Source organism: Granulicatella sp. 20925_1_28, assembly GCF_041433575.1.
Classification (GTDB): Bacteria; Bacillota; Bacilli; order Lactobacillales; family Aerococcaceae; genus Granulicatella.
In genome coordinates, this window is record NZ_JAPWBS010000011.1 from 19,966 (window position 1) to 42,026 (window position 22,061).

The following is a 22,061-nucleotide window of genomic DNA, read 5'->3' on the forward strand; positions in this document are numbered from 1 at the left end:
ATTGCCTCCTTTGCTGATGATTATTTTTGCAATTCTTCTTGACGCAATGCAGTCTTGATACGCGCAATTTGTTTACGTACTTCACGAATGCGTGCTGTACCTTCTAATTGCCCAGTAGCAAGTTGGAATCGTAAGTTGAATAGTTCTTGTTTTAATTCATTTTCTTTGTCAACAAGTTCAGCAGTGGATAACCCTTTAAGTTCTTTCTTAAGTTCATTAACCTTCATTCGATTCACCACCATTTTCTTCGCGTTTCACAAATTTTGTTTTAACTGGCAATTTGTGTGATGCCAAACGTAAAGCTTCGCGTGCTACTTCTTCTGATACGCCAGCGATTTCAAACATCACTTTACCGCGTTTAACCGGTGCAACCCATCCTTCAGGTGCCCCTTTACCAGAACCCATACGAACCCCGATAGCTTTAGCTGTGTATGATTTGTGAGGGAAAATTTTAATCCATACTTTCCCACCACGTTTCATGTAACGTGTCATAGCGATACGTGCTGCTTCGATTTGACGGTTTGTAATCCAGTGAGATTCTGTTGCTTGTAAACCGTATGTACCGAATACTACTTCTTTACCACCTTTAGCTTCCCCGCGCATTTTTCCACGGAACTCACGACGGTGTTTTACACGTTTAGGTACTAACATGTTTATTTCCCTCCTTTCTCAGAGTTTTTGTTCTTTCTTGTTGGTAATACTTCATCGCGGTAGATCCAAGTTTTAACACCTAATTTACCGTATGTTGTATCTGCTTCTTCCCATGCGTAATCAATGTCCGCACGTAATGTATGCAATGGAACTGTTCCTTCTGAATAGCTTTCAGAACGAGCGATATCGGCACCGTTTAAACGACCTGATACCATTGTTTTGATTCCTTTAGCACCAGCGCGCATTGTACGTTGGATTGCTTGTTTTTGTGCACGACGGAAAGCAATACGACGTTCTAAGTCGCGAGCGATTCCTTCAGCAACTAATTTAGCATCTAAATCAGGTTTTTTGATTTCAACAATGTTAATGTGAACTCGTTTACCTGTTAGTTTGTTTAAGTTTGTACGTAATTTATCTACTTCAGATCCACCTTTACCAATTACCATACCTGGTTTAGCTGTGTGGATTGAAACATTAACACGATTAGCAGCACGTTCAATTTCAATTGTTGAAACGCTAGCTTCGTTTAATTGTTTACGGATATAATCACGGATTTTTAAATCTTCATGTAAGAATTCTGCGAAATCTTTTTCTGCGTACCATTTAGAATCCCAGTCACGGATGATTCCGACACGCATTCCTAATGGATGAATTTTTTGACCCACTGATTATCCCTCCTTCTTCTCTGATACCACTACAGTGATGTGGCTTGTGCGTTTTAAGATTTGTGAAGCTGAACCTTTAGCACGTGGACGGAAACGTTTCATAGTTGGTCCTTCGTTAACGTAAGCTTCACTTACATATAAGTTTTCAACATCTAAGTCGAAATTGTGTTCAGCGTTAGCAATTGCAGACATTAAAACTTTTTCTACGATTGGTGATGCAGAACGTGGTGTAAATTTCAAGATTGAAATTGCGTCACCGATTTTTTTACCTCTAATTAGATCGACAACAAGACGAGCTTTACGAGGTGCAATACGAACTGTTTTAGCAACTGCTTTTGCAGATGTGATTTGTTCTGACATTTTTCAAGTCCTCCCCTCGTTATTTGCGTTTAGATTTCTTATCGTCATTCACGTGACCACGGTAAGTTCTTGTTGGTGCGAATTCACCTAATTTGTGACCTACCATGTCTTCTTGAATATATACTGGAACATGTTTTCTGCCGTCATATACAGCAATTGTTTGTCCAACAAAGTTTGGGAAAATTGTTGAACGACGTGACCAAGTTTTGATCACAACTTTTTTGTCGCTACCTTGAGCAGCTTCAACCTTTTTCATCAAATGATCATCGACGAAAGGTCCTTTTTTCAAACTACGACCCATTACGGAAATCCTCCTTCCAGAATTTTAATAGAATCAGATTTGTTATCTAGTTAATTATTTTTTACGACCACGAACAATAAGCTTGTTAGAACGAGCTTTCTTGCTACGAGTTTTGTATCCAAGAGCTGGTTTACCCCATGGAGATACAGGCGTTGGACGTCCGATAGGAGCGCGACCTTCACCACCACCGTGTGGGTGATCGTTAGGGTTCATTACAGAACCACGAACTGTTGGGCGTTTACGTTTCCAACGAGAACGTCCTGCTTTACCGAAGTTAATTAATTCGTGTTGTTCGTTACCAACAGTACCGATTGTTGCACGGCAAGTTGAAAGAATCATACGAACTTCACCTGAGTTCAAACGAACTAAAGTGTATTTACCTTCTTGACCAAGTACTTGTGCACTTGTACCAGCTGAACGAACTAATTGTCCGCCTTTACCTGGTTTTGTTTCAATGTTGTGGATAACAGTACCTACTGGGATGTTTGCTAATGGTAAAGCATTACCTACTTTAATATCAGCATTTTCTCCTGATTCGATACGTTGTCCTACTTGTAAACCTTTTGGAGCAATGATATATGCTTTAACACCATCTACATAGTGAATTAATGCAATGTTTGCTGTACGGTTTGGATCGTACTCGATTGAGTGAACTACACCTTCAACGTTATCTTTGTTACGTTTGAAGTCGATCACACGGTAAGCACGTTTGTGTCCGCCACCTTGGTGACGTACAGTGATTTTACCTTGGCTGTTACGACCAGCGTTGTTTTTTGATGATTCCAACAAAGTTTTTTCTGGTGTTGACTTTGTGATTTCGCTGAAGTCATAACCTGTCATATTACGACGGCCGTTTGAGGTTGGATTATATTTTTTAATCGCCACGTCTATTTCCTCCTATTATTATAGTAGTTTTTTCTTTCTGAAGATTAAGCTTCTTCAGCGAATAATTGAATATCTTTTGAATCTTTTGTAAGCTTCACAATTGCTTTACGACGTTTGTTAGTGTAACCACCGTAGCGGCCAACACGTTTGAATTTAGCACGTACATTTAAGATGTTAACTTTTTCAACTTTAACACCAAAAATTTCTTCTACGGCTTGACGTACTTGAATTTTGTTAGCACGTACATCAACTTCAAAAGTGTATTTCTTTTCGTCAGTAGCAAGCATTGAAGCTTCAGTAATGATAGGGCGTTTGATTACGTCACGTGCATCCATTATTGAAGTCCCTCCTCTACTTTAGAAAGAGCTGCTTTTGTGAATAATAATTTGTCGTTGTTTACAACGTCTAATACTGTAACATCTGTTTCGTCAACGATTGTAACGTTTGGAATGTTGCGAGCTGCTAATAATGCGAAATCGTTTGATGATTCTACAACTACTAACACTTTTGTATCAACGTTTAAGTTAGACAATACTTGTGCAAACTCTTTTGTTTTTGGTGCGTCAAATTGTAATGCTTCCACTACAACAAGCTTGTTATCCAATACTTTTTGTGATAATACTGATTTAATCGCTAAGCGACGTACTTTTTTAGGTAATTTGTAACTATATGAACGAGGTGTTGGTCCGAATACAATACCTCCGCCACGCCATTGTGGTGAACGGATTGATCCTTGACGAGCACGACCAGTTCCTTTTTGGCGCCATGGTTTACGGCCGCCTCCGCTTACTGCACTACGGTTTTTAACAGCGTGTGTTCCTTGACGTAATGAAGCGCGTTGCATGATTACTGCGTCGAATACTACATTTTCGTTTGGTTCAATTCCGAAGATTTCTGAGTTTAATTCGATTTCTCCGTTTGTTGTTCCATCTTGTTTAAATAATGTAACTTTTGTCATTCTCTCGTTCCTCCTTCCCTATTTATTATTTAGATTTAATTGCTGTTTTAATTTCTACTAATGATTTCTTAGATCCAGGTACGTTACCTTTGATTAAGATTACATTGCGTTCTGCATCAACTTTCACTACTTCTAAGTTTTGAATAGTGATACGGTCGCCACCCATTTGTCCAGGTAATGCTTTACCTTTGAAAACGCGTGATGGGAATGATGCTCCACCCATTGAACCAGGACGACGGTGGTAACGAGAACCGTGAGCCATTGGTCCGCGAGATTGTCCATGACGTTTGATAGCACCTTGGAAACCTTTCCCTTTAGATGTACCTGTTACGTCAACGATGTCTCCTGCTTTGAATACATCAACTGTAATTTCTTGTCCTACTTCGTACTCGCTAAGCTCGACATTGTTGAATTCACGAATGAAGCGCTTAGGAGTAGCATTTGCTTTTGCTACATGACCTTTAGCAGGGCGATTTGATAAAACTTCACGTAAGTCGTCGAAACCTAATTGAACAGCTTCGTAACCGTCGTTTTCGATTGTTTTTAATTGAAGAACAACGTTTGGAGTTACTTCAACTACTGTTACAGGAATAAGTTCACCTGCTTCTGTAAAGTATTGAGTCATCCCTACTTTTTTGCCTAAGATTCCTTTGGTCATGGTTACACCTCCATTTTTCTATTTATTATAATTTGATTTCGATGTCAACGCCGCTTGGTAAATCAAGCTTCATTAAGGCATCAACAGTTTTTGGCGTTGGATTAACGATGTCGATCAAACGCTTGTGTGTACGCATTTCAAATTGTTCGCGAGAATCTTTATATTTGTGAGTCGCACGAATAACTGTGTAAAGCGATCTTTCTGTTGGCAATGGAATTGGACCAGCTACGCTAGCACCAGTTCTTTTTGCTGTTTCTACGATTTTTTCCGCTGATTGATCAAGCGCACGGTGTTCGTAAGCTTTCAAACGGATACGGATTTTTTGTTTTGCCATTGTCTTTCCTCCTTCGTCTAATGTTGTCATAAGACTAGCTCCACGCGAATTTCCGACTTGACCCTTTCGTGGCAAAGCGTCCGGGCGTGTCGCAACCTCTCGTTTCATAGCTCCCCTTCTTATTTTAAGAGGGGGTATGCTGCTTTAGAATTTACATTCCTCTGCGGCACTTTTAATAGTATACAAGATTCTTTTTTTGATTGCAAGCGAAAACCGTTGATTTAACAACATTTATTTATGCACACGCGCCCGTGTGTTTCATTTTGTTTTAAACCCTTTACAAACGTTGTTAAATCAACGTTTTTGACATTTCACTACTATTTTTGTTTTTCGCTTTCAATTGTCTGACATTTTAATTTAAAAAATTTTAATAAAAAAAGACTATCCAAAATTGGATAGTCTTGAAAATCAATTTTAAGAAAAATTATTTTTCGATAGAAGCTACTGAACCAGCACCTACAGTACGTCCACCTTCACGGATAGAGAATTTAGTACCGTTTTCGATAGCAACTGGGTGAATTAATTCAACTTCCATAGTTACGTTGTCACCAGGCATTACCATTTCAACGCCTTCTGGTAACAAGCAAACACCAGTGATGTCTGTTGTACGGAAGTAGAATTGAGGACGGTAGTTAGTGAAGAATGGAGTATGACGTCCACCTTCTTCTTTAGTTAATACGTAAACTTCAGCTTTGAATTTAGTATGTGGAGTGATTGTTCCTGGTTTAGCAAGAACTTGTCCACGTTCGATGTTGTCACGTGTAACACCACGTAATAATGTACCAATGTTATCCCCTGCTTCAGCATAGTCTAACAATTTACGGAACATTTCAACACCTGTAACAGTTGTTTTAGAAGTTTCTTCTGAAATACCAACGATTTCAACTTCGTCACCAACACGAACTTGTCCACGTTCAACACGACCTGTAGCAACAGTACCACGACCTGTGATTGAGAACACGTCTTCGACTGGCATCATGAATGGTTTGTCAACGTCACGTTCTGGAGTTGGGATGTATTCGTCAACTGCAGCCATTAATTCTAAGATTTTTTCTTCGTATGAAGCGTCGCCTTCTAAAGCGCGTAAAGCAGAACCTGCAACAACTGGAGTGTCATCGCCTGGGAAATCGTATTCTGATAATAAGTCACGAACTTCCATTTCTACTAATTCTAATAATTCTTCATCGTCAACCATGTCAACTTTGTTTAAGAATACAACGATGTAAGGAACACCTACTTGACGTGATAATAAGATGTGTTCACGTGTTTGTGGCATTGGGCCGTCAGCTGCAGATACTACTAAGATAGCACCGTCCATTTGAGCAGCACCAGTGATCATGTTTTTAACGTAGTCCGCGTGTCCTGGGCAGTCAACGTGAGCGTAGTGACGAGTGTCAGTTTCGTACTCAACGTGAGCTGTGTTGATTGTGATACCACGTTCGCGTTCTTCTGGAGCTTTATCGATTGAACCGTAATCTTGAGCTTGCGCGAAACCTTTCTTAGCTAATACAGTTGTAATAGCAGCAGTTAATGTTGTTTTACCGTGGTCAACGTGGCCGATTGTACCAATGTTAACGTGTGGTTTTGAACGGTCAAATTTTTCTTTTGCCATTTAAATGATTCCTCCTAATAATTGAGTTTTGTTAGATTCTATAACAGTATCTACCGATTGTAATTATACCAAAGAACTCTCTTAAAAATCAACTGGTTATGACTGACATAACCAGTCGATTCAGTTCATTTGATAGGATGCAGTGCTAGAGATTATTCTCCGTTACCGCCGTTTTTCTTAATGATTTCTTCTGCAATGCTCTTAGGAACATCTTCATAGTGGTCAAATGTCATACTGAAAGTACCACGACCTTGTGTTGCAGAACGCAATGTAGTTGCGTAACCGAACATTTCTGATAAAGGAATCATACCTTTAACGATTTGTGCGTTACCACGAACTTCAGAACCTTCAACACGTCCACGACGAGCGTTAACGTGTCCCATTACATCTCCGAAGTATTCTTCAGGAACTGTAATTTCAACAGCCATCATAGGTTCTAAGATAGCAGGTTGAGCTTTCTTAGCAGCAGCTTTCAATGCCATAGAAGCGGCAACTTTGAAGGCTGTTTCAGATGAATCGACATCATGGTATGATCCATCGTAAAGTTTAGCTTTGATGTCAACTAATGGATAACCAGCTAATACCCCGTTTTCCATAGCGTCTTTCAATCCAGCTTCAACTGCAGGGATGTATTCACGAGGAACTACCCCACCGACAATAGCGTTTTCGAATTCGAATCCAGCACCTTCTTCGTTAGGAGTAAATTCAATCCATACGTGACCGTATTGACCTTTACCACCTGATTGACGAACGAATTTACCTTCAGCTTGTGTAGAAGCACGGAATGTTTCACGGTAAGATACTTGAGGAGCACCTACGTTAGCTTCTACTTTGAACTCACGACGCATACGGTCAACGATGATATCCAAGTGTAACTCACCCATACCAGCGATAACTGTTTCACCAGTTTCTTGGTTAGTGTAAGCACGGAATGTTGGATCTTCTTCTGCAAGTTTTTGTAAAGCAATACCCATTTTATCTTGGTCAGCTTTTGATTTAGGTTCAATAGCAACCTCGATAACTGGATCAGGGAATTCCATTGATTCTAAGATAACTTCAGCTTTTTCGTCACATAATGTGTCCCCTGTAGTTGTATCTTTAAGACCAACTGCAGCAGCGATGTCTCCTGAGAATACTTCTGGAATTTCTTGACGAGAGTTCGCGTGCATTTGTAGGATACGTCCTACACGTTCACGTTTACCTTTCGTTGAGTTCTTAACGTATGAACCTGATTGTAAAGTACCAGAGTACACACGGAAGAATGTTAAACGACCTACGAATGGGTCAGTCATAACTTTGAAGGCCAATGCTGAGAATGGTTCTTCATCAGATGAATGACGTTCTACTTCTTGGTCTGTGTTAGGGTCTACCCCTTTAATTGAAGGAACATCTAATGGAGATGGTAAGTAGTCAACTACTGCATCTAACATTAATTGTACCCCTTTGTTTTTGAAGGCAGAACCACATAATACTGGGTAGAATTCTACCGCACATGTAGCTTTACGGATAGCTGCTTTTAATTCAGCTTCTGAAATTTCTTCACCTTCTAAATAGCGTTCCATTAAAGCTTCGTCAGTTTCAGCAACTGCTTCCACTAATTTTTCACGCCATTCTTCAGCTAAATCTTGTAAATCTTCAGGGATATCTGTTTCTTGGATATCTGTACCTAAGTCATTTGTATAGATTTCAGCTTTCATTTTGATTAAGTCAATGATACCAGTGAAGTTGTCTTCAGCTCCGATTGGTAATTGAATTGGGTGTGCATTTGCTTGTAAACGTTCGTGGATTGTACGTACTGAATATAAGAAGTCAGCACCGATTTTATCCATTTTGTTTGCAAATACGATACGTGGAACTCCGTATGTTGTAGCTTGACTCCATACAGTTTCTGTTTGAGGTTCTACCCCAGATTGAGCATCAAGTACAGCTACCGCACCATCTAATACACGTAGAGAACGTTCTACTTCAATTGTGAAGTCCACGTGCCCTGGAGTGTCGATGATGTTGATACGGTGACCTTTCCATTGTGCTGTTGTAGCAGCTGATGTAATAGTGATACCACGTTCTTGTTCTTGTTCCATCCAGTCCATTTGTGAAGCTCCTTCGTGAGTTTCACCAATTTTGTGGATCTTACCAGTGTAATAAAGTACACGCTCAGTCGTTGTAGTTTTACCTGCATCGATGTGGGCCATGATACCAATATTACGAGTGTTTTCAAGAGAGAATTCTCTTTTTGCCATCTTCGTTCTACACCTCTTTCTATATTTCTAACAATAAGTGAGACCAAAAAGGTTGAAAAACCTTTTTAATCTTACCAACGATAGTGAGCAAACGCTTTGTTCGCTTCAGCCATTTTATGTGTATCTTCACGTTTCTTAACAGAAGCACCAGTGTTGTTCGCAGCATCCATAATTTCTTTAGCTAAACGAACTTCCATTGTGTCTTCACCACGTAGACGTGAGTAGTTTACTAACCAACGTAAACCTAATGTAGTACGACGGTCTGGACGAACTTCCACAGGAACTTGGTAGTTAGAGCCCCCTACACGACGAGCTTTAACTTCAAGAACAGGCATAATGTTTTTCATTGCTTGTTCAAAAACTTCCATTGGATCGTTTCCAGTTTTTTCTTTAACGATATCAAATGCGTTATATAAGATTGTTGCAGCTTTACCACGTTTTCCATCTACCATTAAACGGTTGATTAAACGAGTAACTAATTTTGAATTATAAATTGGATCAGGTAAAACATCACGTTTTGCGACAGGACCTTTACGAGGCATTTATAATCCTCCTTTCATTTAATGAGTGTTTTATTTTTTAAAATTATTTTTTAGGACGTTTAGTACCGTATTTAGAACGACCTTGCATACGGTTGTTAACTCCTGCAGTGTCTAAAGCACCACGAATGATATGGTAGCGTACCCCTGGTAAGTCTTTTACACGTCCACCACGGATTAACACAACGCTGTGTTCTTGTAAGTTGTGACCGATACCTGGAATGTACGCAGTTACTTCGATTAAGTTAGATAAACGTACACGTGCGTATTTACGTAACGCTGAGTTAGGTTTTTTAGGTGTCATAGTACCTACACGAGTACATACACCACGTTTTTGTGGAGAGTTTGTATTCGTTTGTGATTTTTTGAAACTGTTATAGCCTTTACCTAACGCTGGAGAAGCTGATTTCTCAACTGCTGATTTACGAGGTTTACGGACTAATTGGTTAATAGTTGGCATTAAGCTCTTCCTCCTTCCCTAACGGGTTCTTCTTGGTCCACACTTCCGGGCGGACCATTTTTTGTTAAAAATTAAAAGACATCACTGTCTCATAAAATGGCCTTCTTACCAGTCAGCACGACTGATTTGATTACTTATCAGGAATCAGGTATAAAAGCACCTCTAATAGAATAGCATTTCTCCTTCAACACGTCAAGAATTTTCTTAAGAGAAAATGTTCCCTCTTATTCGGTACAATCTATATAGAAGTAACTTACTCCACAAATAAATATCCACCGGCTTAGCCGGTGGATATTTATTCGATTATTTATTGTTGTTAAAGAAAGACATCCACTCTCCGCGTCTTATAATAAGCATCTCTTCGGCCTTCATACAATTGTACTCCGTCTTTTTCAAAAAGATTAGCTTCTATAATACTCTCCATTGCTATATTAGCTGAATCCTTCTTTAATTTATCCTTAGGACGTGAAATAATCAGGTTCTTTGTTTTTCTGTCACTCCCTTTGAATCGTAAATGCAGTTTCTTCTCAACAAATGTATGATGTGTCATAATTTTTCCTCCTCATTTCTATTCATAATCTAATAAGTCTTACACTTATAAAAACAAATTTAGGAGTTAAATTGCTATGCTCTAAGAGATTTTTTCTGTGAACAATTGTAATTTTGTAATGCTACTTAGGCAGTTTTTTCTTTTTTACTTTCACTTCTACATCATATCCACATCGATAAGCTAAATCCAACAGAGTAAGAATAGTTGGATTATGGTCTCCGCTCTGCAATCTCGAAAGATTTGATGCTTTAAGATCGACTTCTTTTGCAAAATCTTCTAAAGAAAGTCCTGTCACCGTTTGTAACTTTGTCATTTGTAACGCAACTCGCTGCATCATCATTTCCTTTTCTAAATCATACTCAAACGTCGGATATTCTGATGAAAGCTTGCAAAGTTTTGAAGTTAGGTACGTCCCCATCGTCTATCTCCTCCTTAACATTTTTTGAAAGGGTTATTAGCAATCCGTGTTTCCCTTTATACCATCGGCCCCATTTTTGAATCATCTCTTCTGTTAATCCATCTTCTTGCAGTATTTTTAATATGGCTGCATACTTTACTTTTTCTTCGTATGAATACTCATCTAGCTGATCTACCATATCTTTTTCGATTTTAAACTTGCGCTTCATCTCTCCCACCTCCACACCTTAAAATTATCATATATGATAATTATCACATATGATAATCTTGCTCTTTTATAGTATTATTTTGCTCAAATAAATATCCACCGGCTTAGCCAGTGGATATTTATTGGTCTAATTAAAAAGAGACAGGCGAAATCGCCTGCCTCAAAATAGTGATTATTAAGCTTTTCCTGTTGAACCGAAGATGTCCATTGTTTCTTTTGTAATCTTAACGATTGCATCGAAACCAGGTTTGATAATTTTACGTGGGTCATAAACACCAGCGTCTGCATTTAATTTAGCACGAACTGCTGCTGTCCATTGTTGTTGTAATTCAGTGTTAACGTTGATTTTAGCATGTCCACGTTCGATTGCTTTTTTGATTTGGTATTCTGGGATACCTGATCCACCGTGTAATACTAATGGAGCACCTGTAGCTTCTGAGATAGCTAACATTTCATCGAAACCTAAAACTGGTTCGCCTGAGTAAGTTCCGTGAACTGAACCTAAAGCTGCTGCTAATGCATCAATTTTAGCTTCTTTAACCATACGTACACATTCGTTTAAGTCAGCGTAGTTGATTCCTCCAGTTACGCCATCTTCAGTACCACCTACAGTACCTACTTCAGCTTCAACTGAAACTCCTTTTGGATGTGCATATTCTACAACTTCCTTAGTTAATTCGATGTTTTCATCGATTGGGAAGTGAGAGTGGTCAAACATTACTGAGCTGAATCCAGCGTCGATGTATTGTTTACATACTTCTACTGAAGAACCGTGGTCTAAGTGTAATGCTACTGGAACAGTGACGTTCATTGCATCTAATAATGCATTTACCATAGCAGAAACAACTGTAGGACCACCCATGTATTTACCAGCGCCTTCAGATACACCTAAGATAATTGGTGAGTTAGCTTCTTGAGCTGCTGTTAATACTGCTTGTGTCCATTCTAAGTTGTTGATGTTGAATTGACCAACAGCGTATTTACCTTCTTTAGCTTTTTGTAACATTTCAGTCATGCTTACTAAACGACTCATGTTTTAGTTCCTCCTTGATGCTTACAGCATTTATTTTTAACGGTCTTATTATAACTTATTTTCTTTCATTTTTCCACCCTTTGTCGTTTTATTACAGTTTCTTAAGGTTTATCATGCTTTGGTTGCGCTCTCTTTTTTTCGAAACAGTTTATAAAGGACGAATCCAGCAACCCCTATACCTACCACAACAATGGAAGACTCTCTCCATGGAATAACCACTCCGTTCGGACTTGCATTACCATTCGTTGAACCTATATGACGTTCCTTAGCAAACTCACGCACTACTTCCTTAGCCTCGTTAAATGGATAGAACTTATCTAGAGATAGCTCGCCTTTTACATTTGAGATACCTCCTTCTACTAAAGGAAATTCATGAAACAATACTTTATAAACTCCATCCACTTTTATAAGCACCACCGGGACTTGTAGTCCTTTTGGCACAACAAACAAAATCTTTTCAACATTCAAATCCTCTCTGGCAATCACTTCCTGAGCCACTTTTATAATTGAATGCGCATTCTTCTCATAAGTGCTTACATAGGCAACCGTCCATTTCCCTTGTGACTGAATCAGTTTTTCTCCTTCTTCTTTTGTCAAATATCCCTGCTTCACTTTGGTCTCTATTTCCGAAGAATTGGCTGGGCCTCCTATATAAAGATACGCCTCTTTCTCCAATGAAGGATTCTTTATCGGGACCACCCATTTGTAGTGACTATCTGTTACGAGACGTTCAATTTCTTCGCTATCTAGATTCTTTTCCTCTTTAAACAGCGGAACGTCATAGTACGTCTCGACCGCATGTTCAAAATCAACACCTTCTATATATTCGTCACCATCGCGTGACATATTAAGAATTTCTTCTTCTAGATGAACAATCTCGTCCCTAGAATGAATCGAGGTTACCGTATCTCCATACACACTAGCTACTCTAAACCGCACTAGAACTAAAATAATCAAAGCAGCAAAACAAGAGAAAATTCTTATCAGAAACCTATTTGACTTATCCATCACCCTACACCCTTCCTATAACAATTTCCTACAAAAAACTATCAACTACTGCCTTCAACTAAATTATATAGCTATCCACCGAGTAATTCTAGAGGGATTGTGATTAAATTATTTATTTCTTCATATTCCAAAATTACTATTTAAATAGGAATTAATTCGGAGTATAATACAGTTACAACAGGTATTGGAGGGGAATTTATGAGAGGTAATTCACAGAGCGACAAAATAAAGCGAATGGAATTTTATGGGATTTGTATCTTATCTGTATTTACGATTGCAGCAGGATTTGTTACGCGCCCTTCTGCACAAGAAAATATAGAGACCGTTCAAACCGCGAAACCATCCTCTGAACAAAATCAAGATGCTTCCACACCAAATAACCCGCAGTCACCACCAACGAATAAGCAAGTTGCTCGCATCACCGCAAGCGGAGATATGCTCTATCATGATATTGTTTATGGAAGTGCATTTGATGGGACATCATATGATTTCAAAAACGACTACGAGCAAATTACACCTCTCGTATCCAGCGCAGACCTTGCAATCGGCGATTTCGAAGGAACCATCAATCCAAACGAACCTCTTGCTGGTTATCCGATTTTTAACGCGCCCGAAGAAGTGATTCAGAGTATTAAGGACGCCGGATACGATGTACTCGACTTAGCGCATAATCATATTCTTGATACAGGCATCGAAGGGTTGAAATACACAGCCAATGCTTTCCGCAAAAACGGACTTGATATTTTCGGGGTAAAAGTCGACCCATCAGAAGGCATTCTTGTAAAAGAAGTCAATGGCATTAAAGTCGCTATCCTTGGATTTGCGTATGGCTTCAACGGAATCGAAGCAAGCCTTACCGACGAAGAATATAACAACCACTTATACGATTTGAACATGCAAAAGGTGAAACAGCTCATCCAGCGCGCTGAAGAAATTGCCGATTTTACGATTGTGTTGCCACAAATGGGAGAAGAGTACCACCTTCATCCAACACAAGGACAAATTGATACGTATCACCAAATGATCGAATGGGGTGCCGATGTCATTTTTGGCGGACACCCACACGTGATTGAACCGACCGAAACGATCACAAAAGACGGTGAAAAGAAATTTATCATCTACTCAATGGGAAATCTTCTTTCGAATCAACGCGTCGAAACTTTGGAAAATATCTGGACCGAGCGTGGTGTGATTATGGACATCACCATCGAAAAAGAAAATGGGAAGACAACACTCACAAGTGTTAAAGCTCATCCAACATGGGTTTCACGGACTGAAATTGACCGCAGTTTTATGGGAGGCCCTGCCTACGACTACCAAGTCTTTCTTGCTGAAAACTATATCCCAGGCGGGCCTCTAGAGCATACCGTCGATAAAGAAACGCTTGAGCGAATCCAATCTGCTTATACCGAAGTAAACGAACTATTAAATATTAAATTCTAAACACACAAAAAGGCGCTCCCCTCACAGGAAGCGCCTTTTACTATTTCAAATTAACCAACACGTTCTGAAACGTGTTTAATAATTTTATTTGGAGTATCGATTTCTTCGTAAGTCACTTCTGTTGGAGCCACTTCGATACCGAACTCTTCTAAGCGAACAAGAAGTTCAACGAATGCTAATGAATCCATTAACCCTTCTTCTTTTAAGTTGATGTCTTTATCTTCGTATACTACTTCATCTTCGCAAATTTCTTCTAAAATTTCTAAAATTCTTTCTTCCACGGAAATCCCTCCTATTGCATTGAAATTAATTTACTTATCCATAATAATGGTTTTCCTGAAAAAATCAAGAATCCTAACATTACTAAATGCATCGTAATGAGCCAGCTTGTGATTTTATACCATGTCTTATTCTTGTTTTTCTTATAAAACTTCGACTTCTTCTGATACCATTCAAATGACGCCATCAGCACTCCGTGATACACACCGTAGATGATGTAGTCCAGCGTCACCCCATGCCAAAATCCCATGAAGGTCATATTGATCATATAGGCCACCATCGCCGTCGTCAGTCTCTTCTTGAAGACTTTCTTACGCATGAATCGCATTACAACACGTGAGAACACAAAGTCACGCAGCCATGTCGATAGCGTAATATGCCATCTGTTCCAGAAGTCTTTAATATCGATACTGATAAATGGGAAGTTAAAGTTCATTGGCGTTTCAACACCAAGAATATTACTTGCCCCTACCGCCATTAAACTATATCCAGCAAAATCAAAGAACAAGTATGCGGTGTAAAGATACATATACCCGATGAGATAGGTCACGTCTTTCCCCATCGGTCCATTCATATGTTGGAATACCATTCCGGATAATACCAATTTATAGAATAAACCTAAAACTAATCTAAAAATACCTGTCCCTGCGAGTTCTAAGTACTCTCCTCGGCTTCTTTGTTTGTGCCAATCGTCCATAAATCTGCGACTACGGTCAATCGGTCCGGAACTGAGCGCTGGAAAGAATAACAAGAAATGTGTGTAATCGAGAACAGAGATCGGCTTTTCAATCAACCCGTCATACATCTCGATAATGATTTGGACTAATTTGAAGGTCATATATGAAATTCCTAAAAATCCAAATCCATTCACCTTAAATACAGGCAATAATTTCACCACAATTAACGGTAATCCCGCTAGCAATACCATCATCGGCATCGTCTTCTTCCGCTCTTTAAGCTTAGAGGTCAACTGCATCAAAATATACCCTAACACTACAAATCCCAATAACGCAATCAGTTGGTCTGGCGTTTTGATAAACACGAAATAGACCATCACTAATGAGAATAGTAATGATAGATAATACGTAGATTTTTGAAAGACATTTAGTATGAACGCCACGATTAATACGAATCCTAGCGTCATAAAGAAAGAGAGACCTTCAAAATAATGCATCGACTACACAAGCTCCTTTAATTGTTTTTTATCAATTTTACCGTTATTGTTCAACGGCATCTCGTCTAAGAAGACGACTTTCTTTGGAATCATATATTCCGGCACATGTTGCGCCAATTCTTTTTTCACGAGTTTAACTGTTTCAAAACGTTTTTCAATTGGTTCATTATACACGACAAACGAAGTAATGGATTTTACTTTCCCATCTGCCATCGAAGGAACCGTTGCGGCCTGACGAATTTTCGGATTCTTCAATAAGTTATTGTCAATATCCTCCAACTCGATACGGTGACCATGTAATTTGATTTGGAAATCGATTCGTCCTTCGCAGAACAATAAATCTCCTTCAAAGTGTCCCACGTCCCCTGTACGGTATGCACGCTCACCATCTACTTCAAAGAAATGTTTCGCATTCATTTCAGGATTTTCATAATAGCCTTTTGCTACTGTATTCCCATAAATGATAATTTCTCCGCTTTCTGGACCATCAATTAACACGGTTGTTCCAGGCTTAATCACACCCACTGGTAGATTATCTGGATACTTCTCTAACAATTCTCTTGTTAATGGCATCCAAGTGACCATAACCGTCGATTCCGTTGGGCCATATGTGTTTACCACTTCTGCGCGTGGGAATCGTTCCATTAATTTTTCAACGGTTGTACTGAATAACTTCTCTCCGCAGAACACGAACTGTTCTAATTCAGGAAGCAAATCTTGGTTGAAACTTGGATCCACTAAGCACATTTCCGCAAACGATGGCGTTGAAATCCACACCGTTGCTTTAGACACTTCTAATGTTTTAAATAACACTTTGAAATCTTGCAAGTGCTCTTTATCAATTTGAACAAGTGGTGCATGCATATAAAGTGCTGGCCAAAGTGACATCACTGATAAATCAAATGAGAACGGCGGATGTCCAAGAAAGACTTGTGGTCCTTTCTCTTTGTAATAACCCGTATACCAATCTAAGAAGTGGTTCAAGTTATTGTAAGTAATCGAAACTCCTTTTGGCTTCCCTGTACTTCCAGAAGTAAAGATAATATAGAAAATATCTTCCCCTTGAACATAATGCTCTTTTGAAATACGTTCCGTCGTTGAAGCAATCACTTCTTTAGCTTCAGGAACTGTCAACGTTGATGCATCTAGTGAAATATCTTCACTCACGAGCACGACTGGACTCTTCACTGTTGCGATAATATCTTCAACGCGGTCGATTGGTGTATTTACATCAACTGGGCAATAGGCATGACCTGATTTTACACAAGCCAAAAAGTACACCAACATAAACGGATGCTTATGACCATAGACTACGATTGGAGATTTATCCCCTTTGTATGTCTCATGCAAGTATGCCGCTAGCTTATCTGAATACTCCCAGACAAGGCTTGCTGTCAACTCTTCTTCCGGCATTAAATCGTGTCGGTAAACAACTTTATCTTGTTTCGTATTTAGTTCTAATTGTTCTAATAATGGTTTCATAATCCGCTCCCGAGCACCTTTTTAAAATCTCTTTCTGAAAAACAACTGTTCTATTTTCAGACACAAAAGAATTATAGCATACGGCTTCTTTCTTGCCTATTACATTTCAAGAAATATTATAGTTTTTTAACGTTTTAAAATGAAAAAGAGGCCGAAAACCATTTCGCCCCTTCCCACTCATTTTTAAGCAAGTCTGCTTAAGAAATACTTCACTTCAATTTCAACACCAAGCGCTAATACACGCTCATCGATATCGAATTTTTCATGGTGGTGTCCATAAGCTGTCTCTTCTCCAGATTGGCTACCAAGTAAGCCATAAACACCAGGTTTATTCACTACGTAGTCCGCAAAATCATCGGCACCCATAGATGATTCGTATTTTGTAATCAGGTTGTCGATTCCTTCTACTTTTGCAACTACCTTTTGGAATTCTTCTGCTAACTCTGGTGTGTTAATCACTGGAGCTGCCGCATCATACCAATCGATTTCAAATTCGCAACGATTGAGTTCAGCAATTCCTTTAGCGATACGCGTTACCGCTTCTTTCAAATGAGCACGTGTTTCGTGGCTAAATGCACGAATCGTCCCTTCGATTTCAGCGTCGTTTGCTACGATATTGTAGCGAGTTCCCGCATTTAATTTACCGATGCCGACAACAGCACGGTCGATTGGATTTACTTCGCGAGCGACGATGGTTTGCAATGCAACAACAACTTCACTGGCTGTTACTAGCGCGTCATGTCCTAAATGAGGACGACCTACGTGAGCGCTCTTTCCTGTGATTTTGATTTTGAAAATATCACACGAAGCATTCACTGGTCCACCTTCCACCGCAAACGATCCAACGGGTAGTCCTGAATTGACGTGAATCGCAAAAGATTCATCGATATTATCGATTTTTCCAGAAGCGACAAATTGCTTCGCTCCCGCACCGATTTCTTCTGCAGGTTGGAACGCGATTAAGACAGTTCCTGCAAACGAATCTTTCAATTCATTCAAGACTCTAGCCGTCCCTAGACCCATTGTCGTATGCGCATCATGTCCACAAGCATGGTTTAATCCTGGACGTTTAGACGCATAAGGTTTACCAGTGCAGTCAGGAAGTTCTAGTGCATCGATATCGGCACGAAGTAAAACGGTCTTTCCTTCTCCTTTACCACCTTTAATAATAGCTAACGTCCCTGTTTCGGCCACTTTTTCAAATGGGATTCCAAATGCAGTTAATTCTTTTTGAATGTAGGCAGCAGTATCGTACTCTTTTAAGCTTGATTCTGGGTTTTCGTGAAAATGTCTTCTTGTTGCGACAAGATATTCGTTTAACGCTTGTGCTTTTTGTTTAATTTCGCTCATCGTCTTTGCCTTCTTTCATTGAATAAAGAGGCATGCTAAGCACGCCTCTTAAGGTTTGTTTTTTCTAAATGTAACATATATGTTACATTTTGCTTTTTCTCGCATCCTAGTTGTTTAATTTAGCTTTTTCCCAAACTGGTACGTTAGCACCTTTTGAAACTTCTTCGATTTTCTTAGCTGTTTCTGGTGATTGGTAGTATTCTACGATTTTTTTGTAAACTTCATTGTTTTCGTTACCTTCTTTAGCAGCGATTACGTTGTAGTAAGGTTGTGAAGAATCAGTAATTTGTTCAATAAAGATAGAGTCTTTTGTTGGTTGGAATCCAGCTTCAACAGCGAAACCATTGTTGATTAATGAAGCAGCAACATCATCTAAAGCACGAGCTGTTTGTCCAGCAGGTAATTCTTTGATTTGGATGTTTTTAGGATTTTCAACGATGTCATCTTTAGTTGCTAAAGTGTTGTTAGGATCTTTTAATTTGATTACGCCAGCTGCGTGTAGTAAACGTAATGCACGTGAGTTGTTTGAAGTATCTTCAGGAATAGCAATTGTATCACCATCTTTTAATTCACTTACGTTTTTGATTTTCTTAGAGTAAACACCCATTGGAGCAATAACTGTGTATCCGATTGGTTTGATGTGTGTTCCTTGTTCTTTGTTGAAACGTTCTAAGTAAATAATTGTTTGGAATGAGTTCAAGTCAACGTCGCCGTTTTCTAACGCTTGGTTAGGTTGTACGTAGTCAGTGAATTCTACTAATTCAACTTCAATACCTTCTTTTTCTTTCAAGCGAGCAATTACATCGTCCCAAACTTCGTGGTTCCCTGCGTTAACCCCGATTTTAACGTGTTTGTTTTCTTGTTTTGCTTCTGATGAAGCTGAGCTTGATGAGTTTGATGTTTGTGCAGCTCCACATGCTGCTAATGTTAATGCTGCCGCTGCAGCTACGAATAATTTTTTAATGTTCATTTTGTTTTTCCCCTTTTTGTGTTGGTTTGATTTTTTGTTTTTGGATGAGATGTCTCACATCCTGGTGTAGTTGAACTCGGGCTGTTGGGCTCGAAAGCTCACATCCTGTGTAGTTGAGTTCGTCTTCGCAGAAATCGCGTCCACTTCCCAAACCATACGCACATCGTTTTTAACGATGCTTGCGTTGGTTTGGTCCAGTGGTCGATTTCTAACCGCGAAGACTCACATCCTGTTATTTAGTGGTTTTTTTCTCTAAATAGTCACCGATTGCTTGGGTGATGAAGACGATGATTAACATGATAATTGTAGCTACCACGATTACGTCTCCTTGGAATCGGTTATAACCTCGTGAGATGGCTACGTTACCGATACCGCCGGCACCAAACGCTCCGGCCATGGTTGTTAAACCAATTAAGCTGATAATTGTTAGTGAGCTTGCACGGATTAAGCTTGGCAAGCCTTCTTTTAAGTACACACGGAAGATAATTTCTAGCGGTGTACATCCCATTGCTTCACTCGCTTCGATAACCCCTTTATCTACTTCGGTCAACGCTAATTGCACTTGACGAGAATAGAATGGAACGGTTGCGAATACTAGCGGAACAATCGCTCCTGGAATACCAATGGTTGTTCCTACGATTGCACGAGTTACTGGAATCAGTAACATGGCAAGAATGATAAATGGAATTGAACGGAATAAGTTCACGACTTTATCAAGTATCAAGTACAATGGTTTGTTTTCAAGGATGTTTCCTTCACGTGTTACAACTAGTGTCACCCCTAAGGCAATTCCTAAGATTCCGGCGATTAAACCTGTTAAACCAACCATGATTAATGTATCAAATGTGGCTTTTTGAATTTCCGCCCATACTTTGGCATCGATGTTTGGAAACCAAGTTTTAAAATCAATAAAGGCTAATAAATTCATCTTAGGCACCTCCCTTTGCTTCTTCTAAAACATCAACAGACACACCTTGTCCTTTAATGTAAGAAAGTGCATTTTCGATGCTTTCTTTTTCACCAGAGAGACCAACCAATAATGTCCCAACTGGAGTCTCTTGGATGATTTCCACGTTCGCGAATAAGATGTTCGCTGCTACTTGGAATTGAGTCGATAATTTCGTAATCAACGGTTCCCCTGTTGAAGCACCGACGAATGAAATTTTCACTAAGTAATCTCCATCTTTCAGATTCAATAACTGTTCGTGTGAGATAACTGTTTCAATTCCTTGGTTGATATGCGTTGCTGTATCGATAAAGTCTTTTGTTAAGTTGCGTTGTGGATTTGTGAAGATATCAAGCACTGTTCCTTGCTCAATCACTTCACCGTCTTCCATTACGGCAACCTTATTACAGATTTCTTTAACAACTTGCATCTCATGCGTGATAATCACAATCGTAATTCCTAATTGCTCATTAACTTTCTTCAATAACTCTAAGATTGAGTATGTTGTTTTAGGGTCAAGCGCACTTGTCGCTTCATCACAGAGCAATACGTCTGGGTCATTAGCTAACGCACGGGCGATCGCCACACGTTGTTTTTGTCCCCCAGAGAGTTGACTTGGATAGCTATTTGCCTTATCTTCAAGACCAACCAATTGCAGTAGAGAATCAACTTTCTCTTTAATTTCTTTCTTCGTTAACTTCACCAATTTTGGTTCCGCGGTTGGATCAACAGCTGTTTCTCCTTCTTCCACTAGCGGTTTCTTCGCTTTTTTCAGCGGGAAAGCCACATTGTCAAAGACGCTTAACGTATTCATTAAGTTGAAGTGTTGGAAAATCATCCCAATTTTCTTACGTGCATCACGCAATTCATTTGGTTTCAATTTCAATAAATCTACGCCATTGACTTCCACATTTCCACTAGTAGGACGTTGCAGTAAGTTAATAGTACGAACTAGAGTACTTTTACCAGCGCCACTATATCCGATAATTCCATAGATATCCCCGTCTTCCACATCGACAGAAACATTTCGAACGGCTTTTACGACTTTCTTGCCTTGCGTAAAGGTCACGTCGATATTTTCTAATTTAATCATGTGTTCTCCTTTCTTTTCTTCAAACAAAAATCGTCCCTCGCTAACATGGGTTAGCAAAAGGACGAGTCAAATTCTCGTGTTACCACCTTTGTTTATAGTATTCTCACAAATACTATCTCCGTCTGTTTCAATCAAAACAGAAAGCTGTATCGGGCTTACCCGTAATCGCCTAATCATTCAACGATTAACACTCCGAGGCCATCTTCAAAGCTTCCACTCATGTCTCTTTTCACCACCCGAGACTCTCTACTGAAAAGTTCCACTTTTACTCTTCTCATCAACGTGTCTTATAAACATGTTAATAGGATACCAACAAACCACCTTCTAGTCAATTAACACTTTTTTATTGCCGGTTATAACTATTGGTTATATCAGTTTTAAAACTACTATATAATAGCTAATATTTTTCTAGCCTTTCATTTTCTTGTACAATGAGAATGACAAC

At 39.3% G+C, this 22,061-nt stretch carries 27 protein-coding genes and 1 other annotated feature; of the genes, 1 reads left to right on the forward strand and 26 read right to left on the reverse strand.

The window, feature by feature from the left end:
* Positions 1–20: 20 nt before the first annotated feature.
* From rpmC to O3793_RS06400, 19 genes are all read right to left on the reverse strand, one after another.
* Positions 21–227, reverse strand: a complete 207-nt coding sequence (gene rpmC, locus O3793_RS06310; protein ID WP_371446309.1) for a 50S ribosomal protein L29 — start codon at positions 225–227, stop codon at positions 21–23.
* The gene (gene rplP, locus O3793_RS06315) at positions 217–651 is read right to left on the reverse strand and encodes a 50S ribosomal protein L16 (RefSeq protein ID WP_005607470.1); all 435 of its coding nucleotides are present in this window, start codon (positions 649–651) and stop codon (positions 217–219) included. The genes rpmC and rplP overlap by 11 nt, the downstream gene beginning before the upstream one ends.
* A gap of 2 nt (positions 652–653) precedes the next feature.
* Positions 654–1,316 carry a 30S ribosomal protein S3 gene (gene rpsC, locus O3793_RS06320; RefSeq protein WP_005607471.1) on the reverse strand — a complete coding sequence of 221 codons (663 nt, stop codon included), beginning with the start codon at positions 1,314–1,316 and terminating at the stop codon, positions 654–656.
* 3 nt (positions 1,317–1,319) lie between these two features.
* A complete protein-coding gene (gene rplV / locus O3793_RS06325; RefSeq protein WP_005607473.1) occupies positions 1,320–1,676 on the reverse strand; it encodes a 50S ribosomal protein L22 in 357 nt (118 codons plus the stop codon).
* A 19-nt stretch (positions 1,677–1,695) separates the two neighbouring features.
* Positions 1,696–1,977, reverse strand: a complete 282-nt coding sequence (gene rpsS, locus O3793_RS06330; RefSeq protein WP_048710361.1) for a 30S ribosomal protein S19 — start codon at positions 1,975–1,977, stop codon at positions 1,696–1,698.
* A 54-nt stretch (positions 1,978–2,031) separates the two neighbouring features.
* Positions 2,032–2,862, reverse strand: a complete 831-nt coding sequence (gene rplB, locus O3793_RS06335; RefSeq protein WP_175814556.1) for a 50S ribosomal protein L2 — start codon at positions 2,860–2,862, stop codon at positions 2,032–2,034.
* A gap of 44 nt (positions 2,863–2,906) precedes the next feature.
* Positions 2,907–3,197 (reverse strand): 50S ribosomal protein L23, encoded by a 291-nt coding sequence (rplW, locus tag O3793_RS06340; protein WP_005607479.1) that lies wholly within the window; start codon positions 3,195–3,197, stop codon positions 2,907–2,909.
* Positions 3,197–3,820, reverse strand: a complete 624-nt coding sequence (gene rplD, locus O3793_RS06345; protein ID WP_048710367.1) for a 50S ribosomal protein L4 — start codon at positions 3,818–3,820, stop codon at positions 3,197–3,199. The genes rplW and rplD overlap by 1 nt, the downstream gene beginning before the upstream one ends.
* Before the next feature lie 25 nt (positions 3,821–3,845).
* Positions 3,846–4,478: a 50S ribosomal protein L3 gene (rplC, locus tag O3793_RS06350; RefSeq protein WP_005607483.1), complete on the reverse strand. Its 633-nt coding sequence runs from the start codon at positions 4,476–4,478 to the stop codon at positions 3,846–3,848.
* 25 nt (positions 4,479–4,503) lie between these two features.
* The gene (gene rpsJ, locus O3793_RS06355; protein ID WP_039849279.1) at positions 4,504–4,812 is read right to left on the reverse strand and encodes a 30S ribosomal protein S10; all 309 of its coding nucleotides are present in this window, start codon (positions 4,810–4,812) and stop codon (positions 4,504–4,506) included.
* A gap of 424 nt (positions 4,813–5,236) precedes the next feature.
* Entirely contained in the window at positions 5,237–6,424 is a 1,188-nt protein-coding gene (gene tuf, locus O3793_RS06360; RefSeq protein ID WP_288295285.1) for an elongation factor Tu, read from the reverse strand.
* Positions 6,425–6,576: 152 nt separating this feature from the next.
* Complete coding sequence (fusA, locus tag O3793_RS06365; RefSeq protein WP_371446310.1) at positions 6,577–8,664, reverse strand: elongation factor G; 2,088 nt, start codon at positions 8,662–8,664, stop codon at positions 6,577–6,579.
* A 71-nt stretch (positions 8,665–8,735) separates the two neighbouring features.
* Positions 8,736–9,206 carry a 30S ribosomal protein S7 gene (rpsG, locus tag O3793_RS06370; protein ID WP_005607491.1) on the reverse strand — a complete coding sequence of 157 codons (471 nt, stop codon included), beginning with the start codon at positions 9,204–9,206 and terminating at the stop codon, positions 8,736–8,738.
* Positions 9,207–9,249: 43 nt separating this feature from the next.
* A complete protein-coding gene (gene rpsL, locus O3793_RS06375; protein WP_005607493.1) occupies positions 9,250–9,663 on the reverse strand; it encodes a 30S ribosomal protein S12 in 414 nt (137 codons plus the stop codon).
* Positions 9,664–9,979: 316 nt separating this feature from the next.
* On the reverse strand, positions 9,980–10,213 hold the full coding sequence (locus O3793_RS06380) for a DUF2922 domain-containing protein (RefSeq protein WP_298730590.1): 234 nt from the start codon (positions 10,211–10,213) through the stop codon (positions 9,980–9,982).
* A 121-nt stretch (positions 10,214–10,334) separates the two neighbouring features.
* On the reverse strand, positions 10,335–10,631 hold the full coding sequence (locus tag O3793_RS06385; RefSeq protein WP_239681736.1) for a helix-turn-helix transcriptional regulator: 297 nt from the start codon (positions 10,629–10,631) through the stop codon (positions 10,335–10,337).
* Positions 10,573–10,839 (reverse strand): tryptophan synthase alpha chain, encoded by a 267-nt coding sequence (locus tag O3793_RS06390; RefSeq protein WP_371446311.1) that lies wholly within the window; start codon positions 10,837–10,839, stop codon positions 10,573–10,575. Before O3793_RS06390 ends, O3793_RS06385 begins: the two co-directional genes overlap by 59 nt.
* Positions 10,840–11,013: 174 nt before the next feature.
* A complete protein-coding gene (gene fba, locus O3793_RS06395; RefSeq protein ID WP_371446312.1) occupies positions 11,014–11,871 on the reverse strand; it encodes a class II fructose-1,6-bisphosphate aldolase in 858 nt (285 codons plus the stop codon).
* A gap of 111 nt (positions 11,872–11,982) precedes the next feature.
* A complete protein-coding gene (locus O3793_RS06400) occupies positions 11,983–12,879 on the reverse strand; it encodes a hypothetical protein (protein ID WP_371446313.1) in 897 nt (298 codons plus the stop codon).
* Between the two features lie 198 nt (positions 12,880–13,077).
* Between O3793_RS06400 and O3793_RS06405 the strand changes: the two genes are divergently transcribed.
* Positions 13,078–14,322, forward strand: a complete 1,245-nt coding sequence (locus O3793_RS06405) for a CapA family protein (RefSeq protein ID WP_371446314.1) — start codon at positions 13,078–13,080, stop codon at positions 14,320–14,322.
* A gap of 50 nt (positions 14,323–14,372) precedes the next feature.
* Here O3793_RS06405 and dltC read toward each other — a convergent pair whose 3' ends face one another.
* The 7 genes from dltC to O3793_RS06440 form a co-directional block, all read right to left on the reverse strand.
* Positions 14,373–14,603 (reverse strand): D-alanine--poly(phosphoribitol) ligase subunit DltC, encoded by a 231-nt coding sequence (dltC, locus tag O3793_RS06410; protein ID WP_371446315.1) that lies wholly within the window; start codon positions 14,601–14,603, stop codon positions 14,373–14,375.
* 11 nt (positions 14,604–14,614) lie between these two features.
* A complete protein-coding gene (gene dltB / locus O3793_RS06415) occupies positions 14,615–15,775 on the reverse strand; it encodes a D-alanyl-lipoteichoic acid biosynthesis protein DltB (RefSeq protein WP_371446316.1) in 1,161 nt (386 codons plus the stop codon).
* Between the two features lie 3 nt (positions 15,776–15,778).
* Positions 15,779–17,257, reverse strand: coding sequence for a D-alanine--poly(phosphoribitol) ligase subunit DltA (dltA, locus tag O3793_RS06420; protein WP_371446317.1), 1,479 nt, complete (start codon positions 17,255–17,257; stop codon positions 15,779–15,781).
* A gap of 183 nt (positions 17,258–17,440) precedes the next feature.
* Complete coding sequence (locus O3793_RS06425) at positions 17,441–18,607, reverse strand: M20 family metallopeptidase (RefSeq protein WP_371446318.1); 1,167 nt, start codon at positions 18,605–18,607, stop codon at positions 17,441–17,443.
* 106 nt (positions 18,608–18,713) lie between these two features.
* Entirely contained in the window at positions 18,714–19,577 is an 864-nt protein-coding gene (locus O3793_RS06430) for a MetQ/NlpA family ABC transporter substrate-binding protein (protein WP_285251632.1), read from the reverse strand.
* A gap of 232 nt (positions 19,578–19,809) precedes the next feature.
* Positions 19,810–20,505: a methionine ABC transporter permease gene (locus tag O3793_RS06435; RefSeq protein WP_371446319.1), complete on the reverse strand. Its 696-nt coding sequence runs from the start codon at positions 20,503–20,505 to the stop codon at positions 19,810–19,812.
* A 1-nt stretch (position 20,506) separates the two neighbouring features.
* Positions 20,507–21,616, reverse strand: a complete 1,110-nt coding sequence (locus O3793_RS06440; RefSeq protein WP_371446320.1) for a methionine ABC transporter ATP-binding protein — start codon at positions 21,614–21,616, stop codon at positions 20,507–20,509.
* Positions 21,617–21,670: 54 nt separating this feature from the next.
* Positions 21,671–21,906, reverse strand: a binding site (T-box leader).
* Between the last annotated feature and the right edge of the window lie 155 nt (positions 21,907–22,061).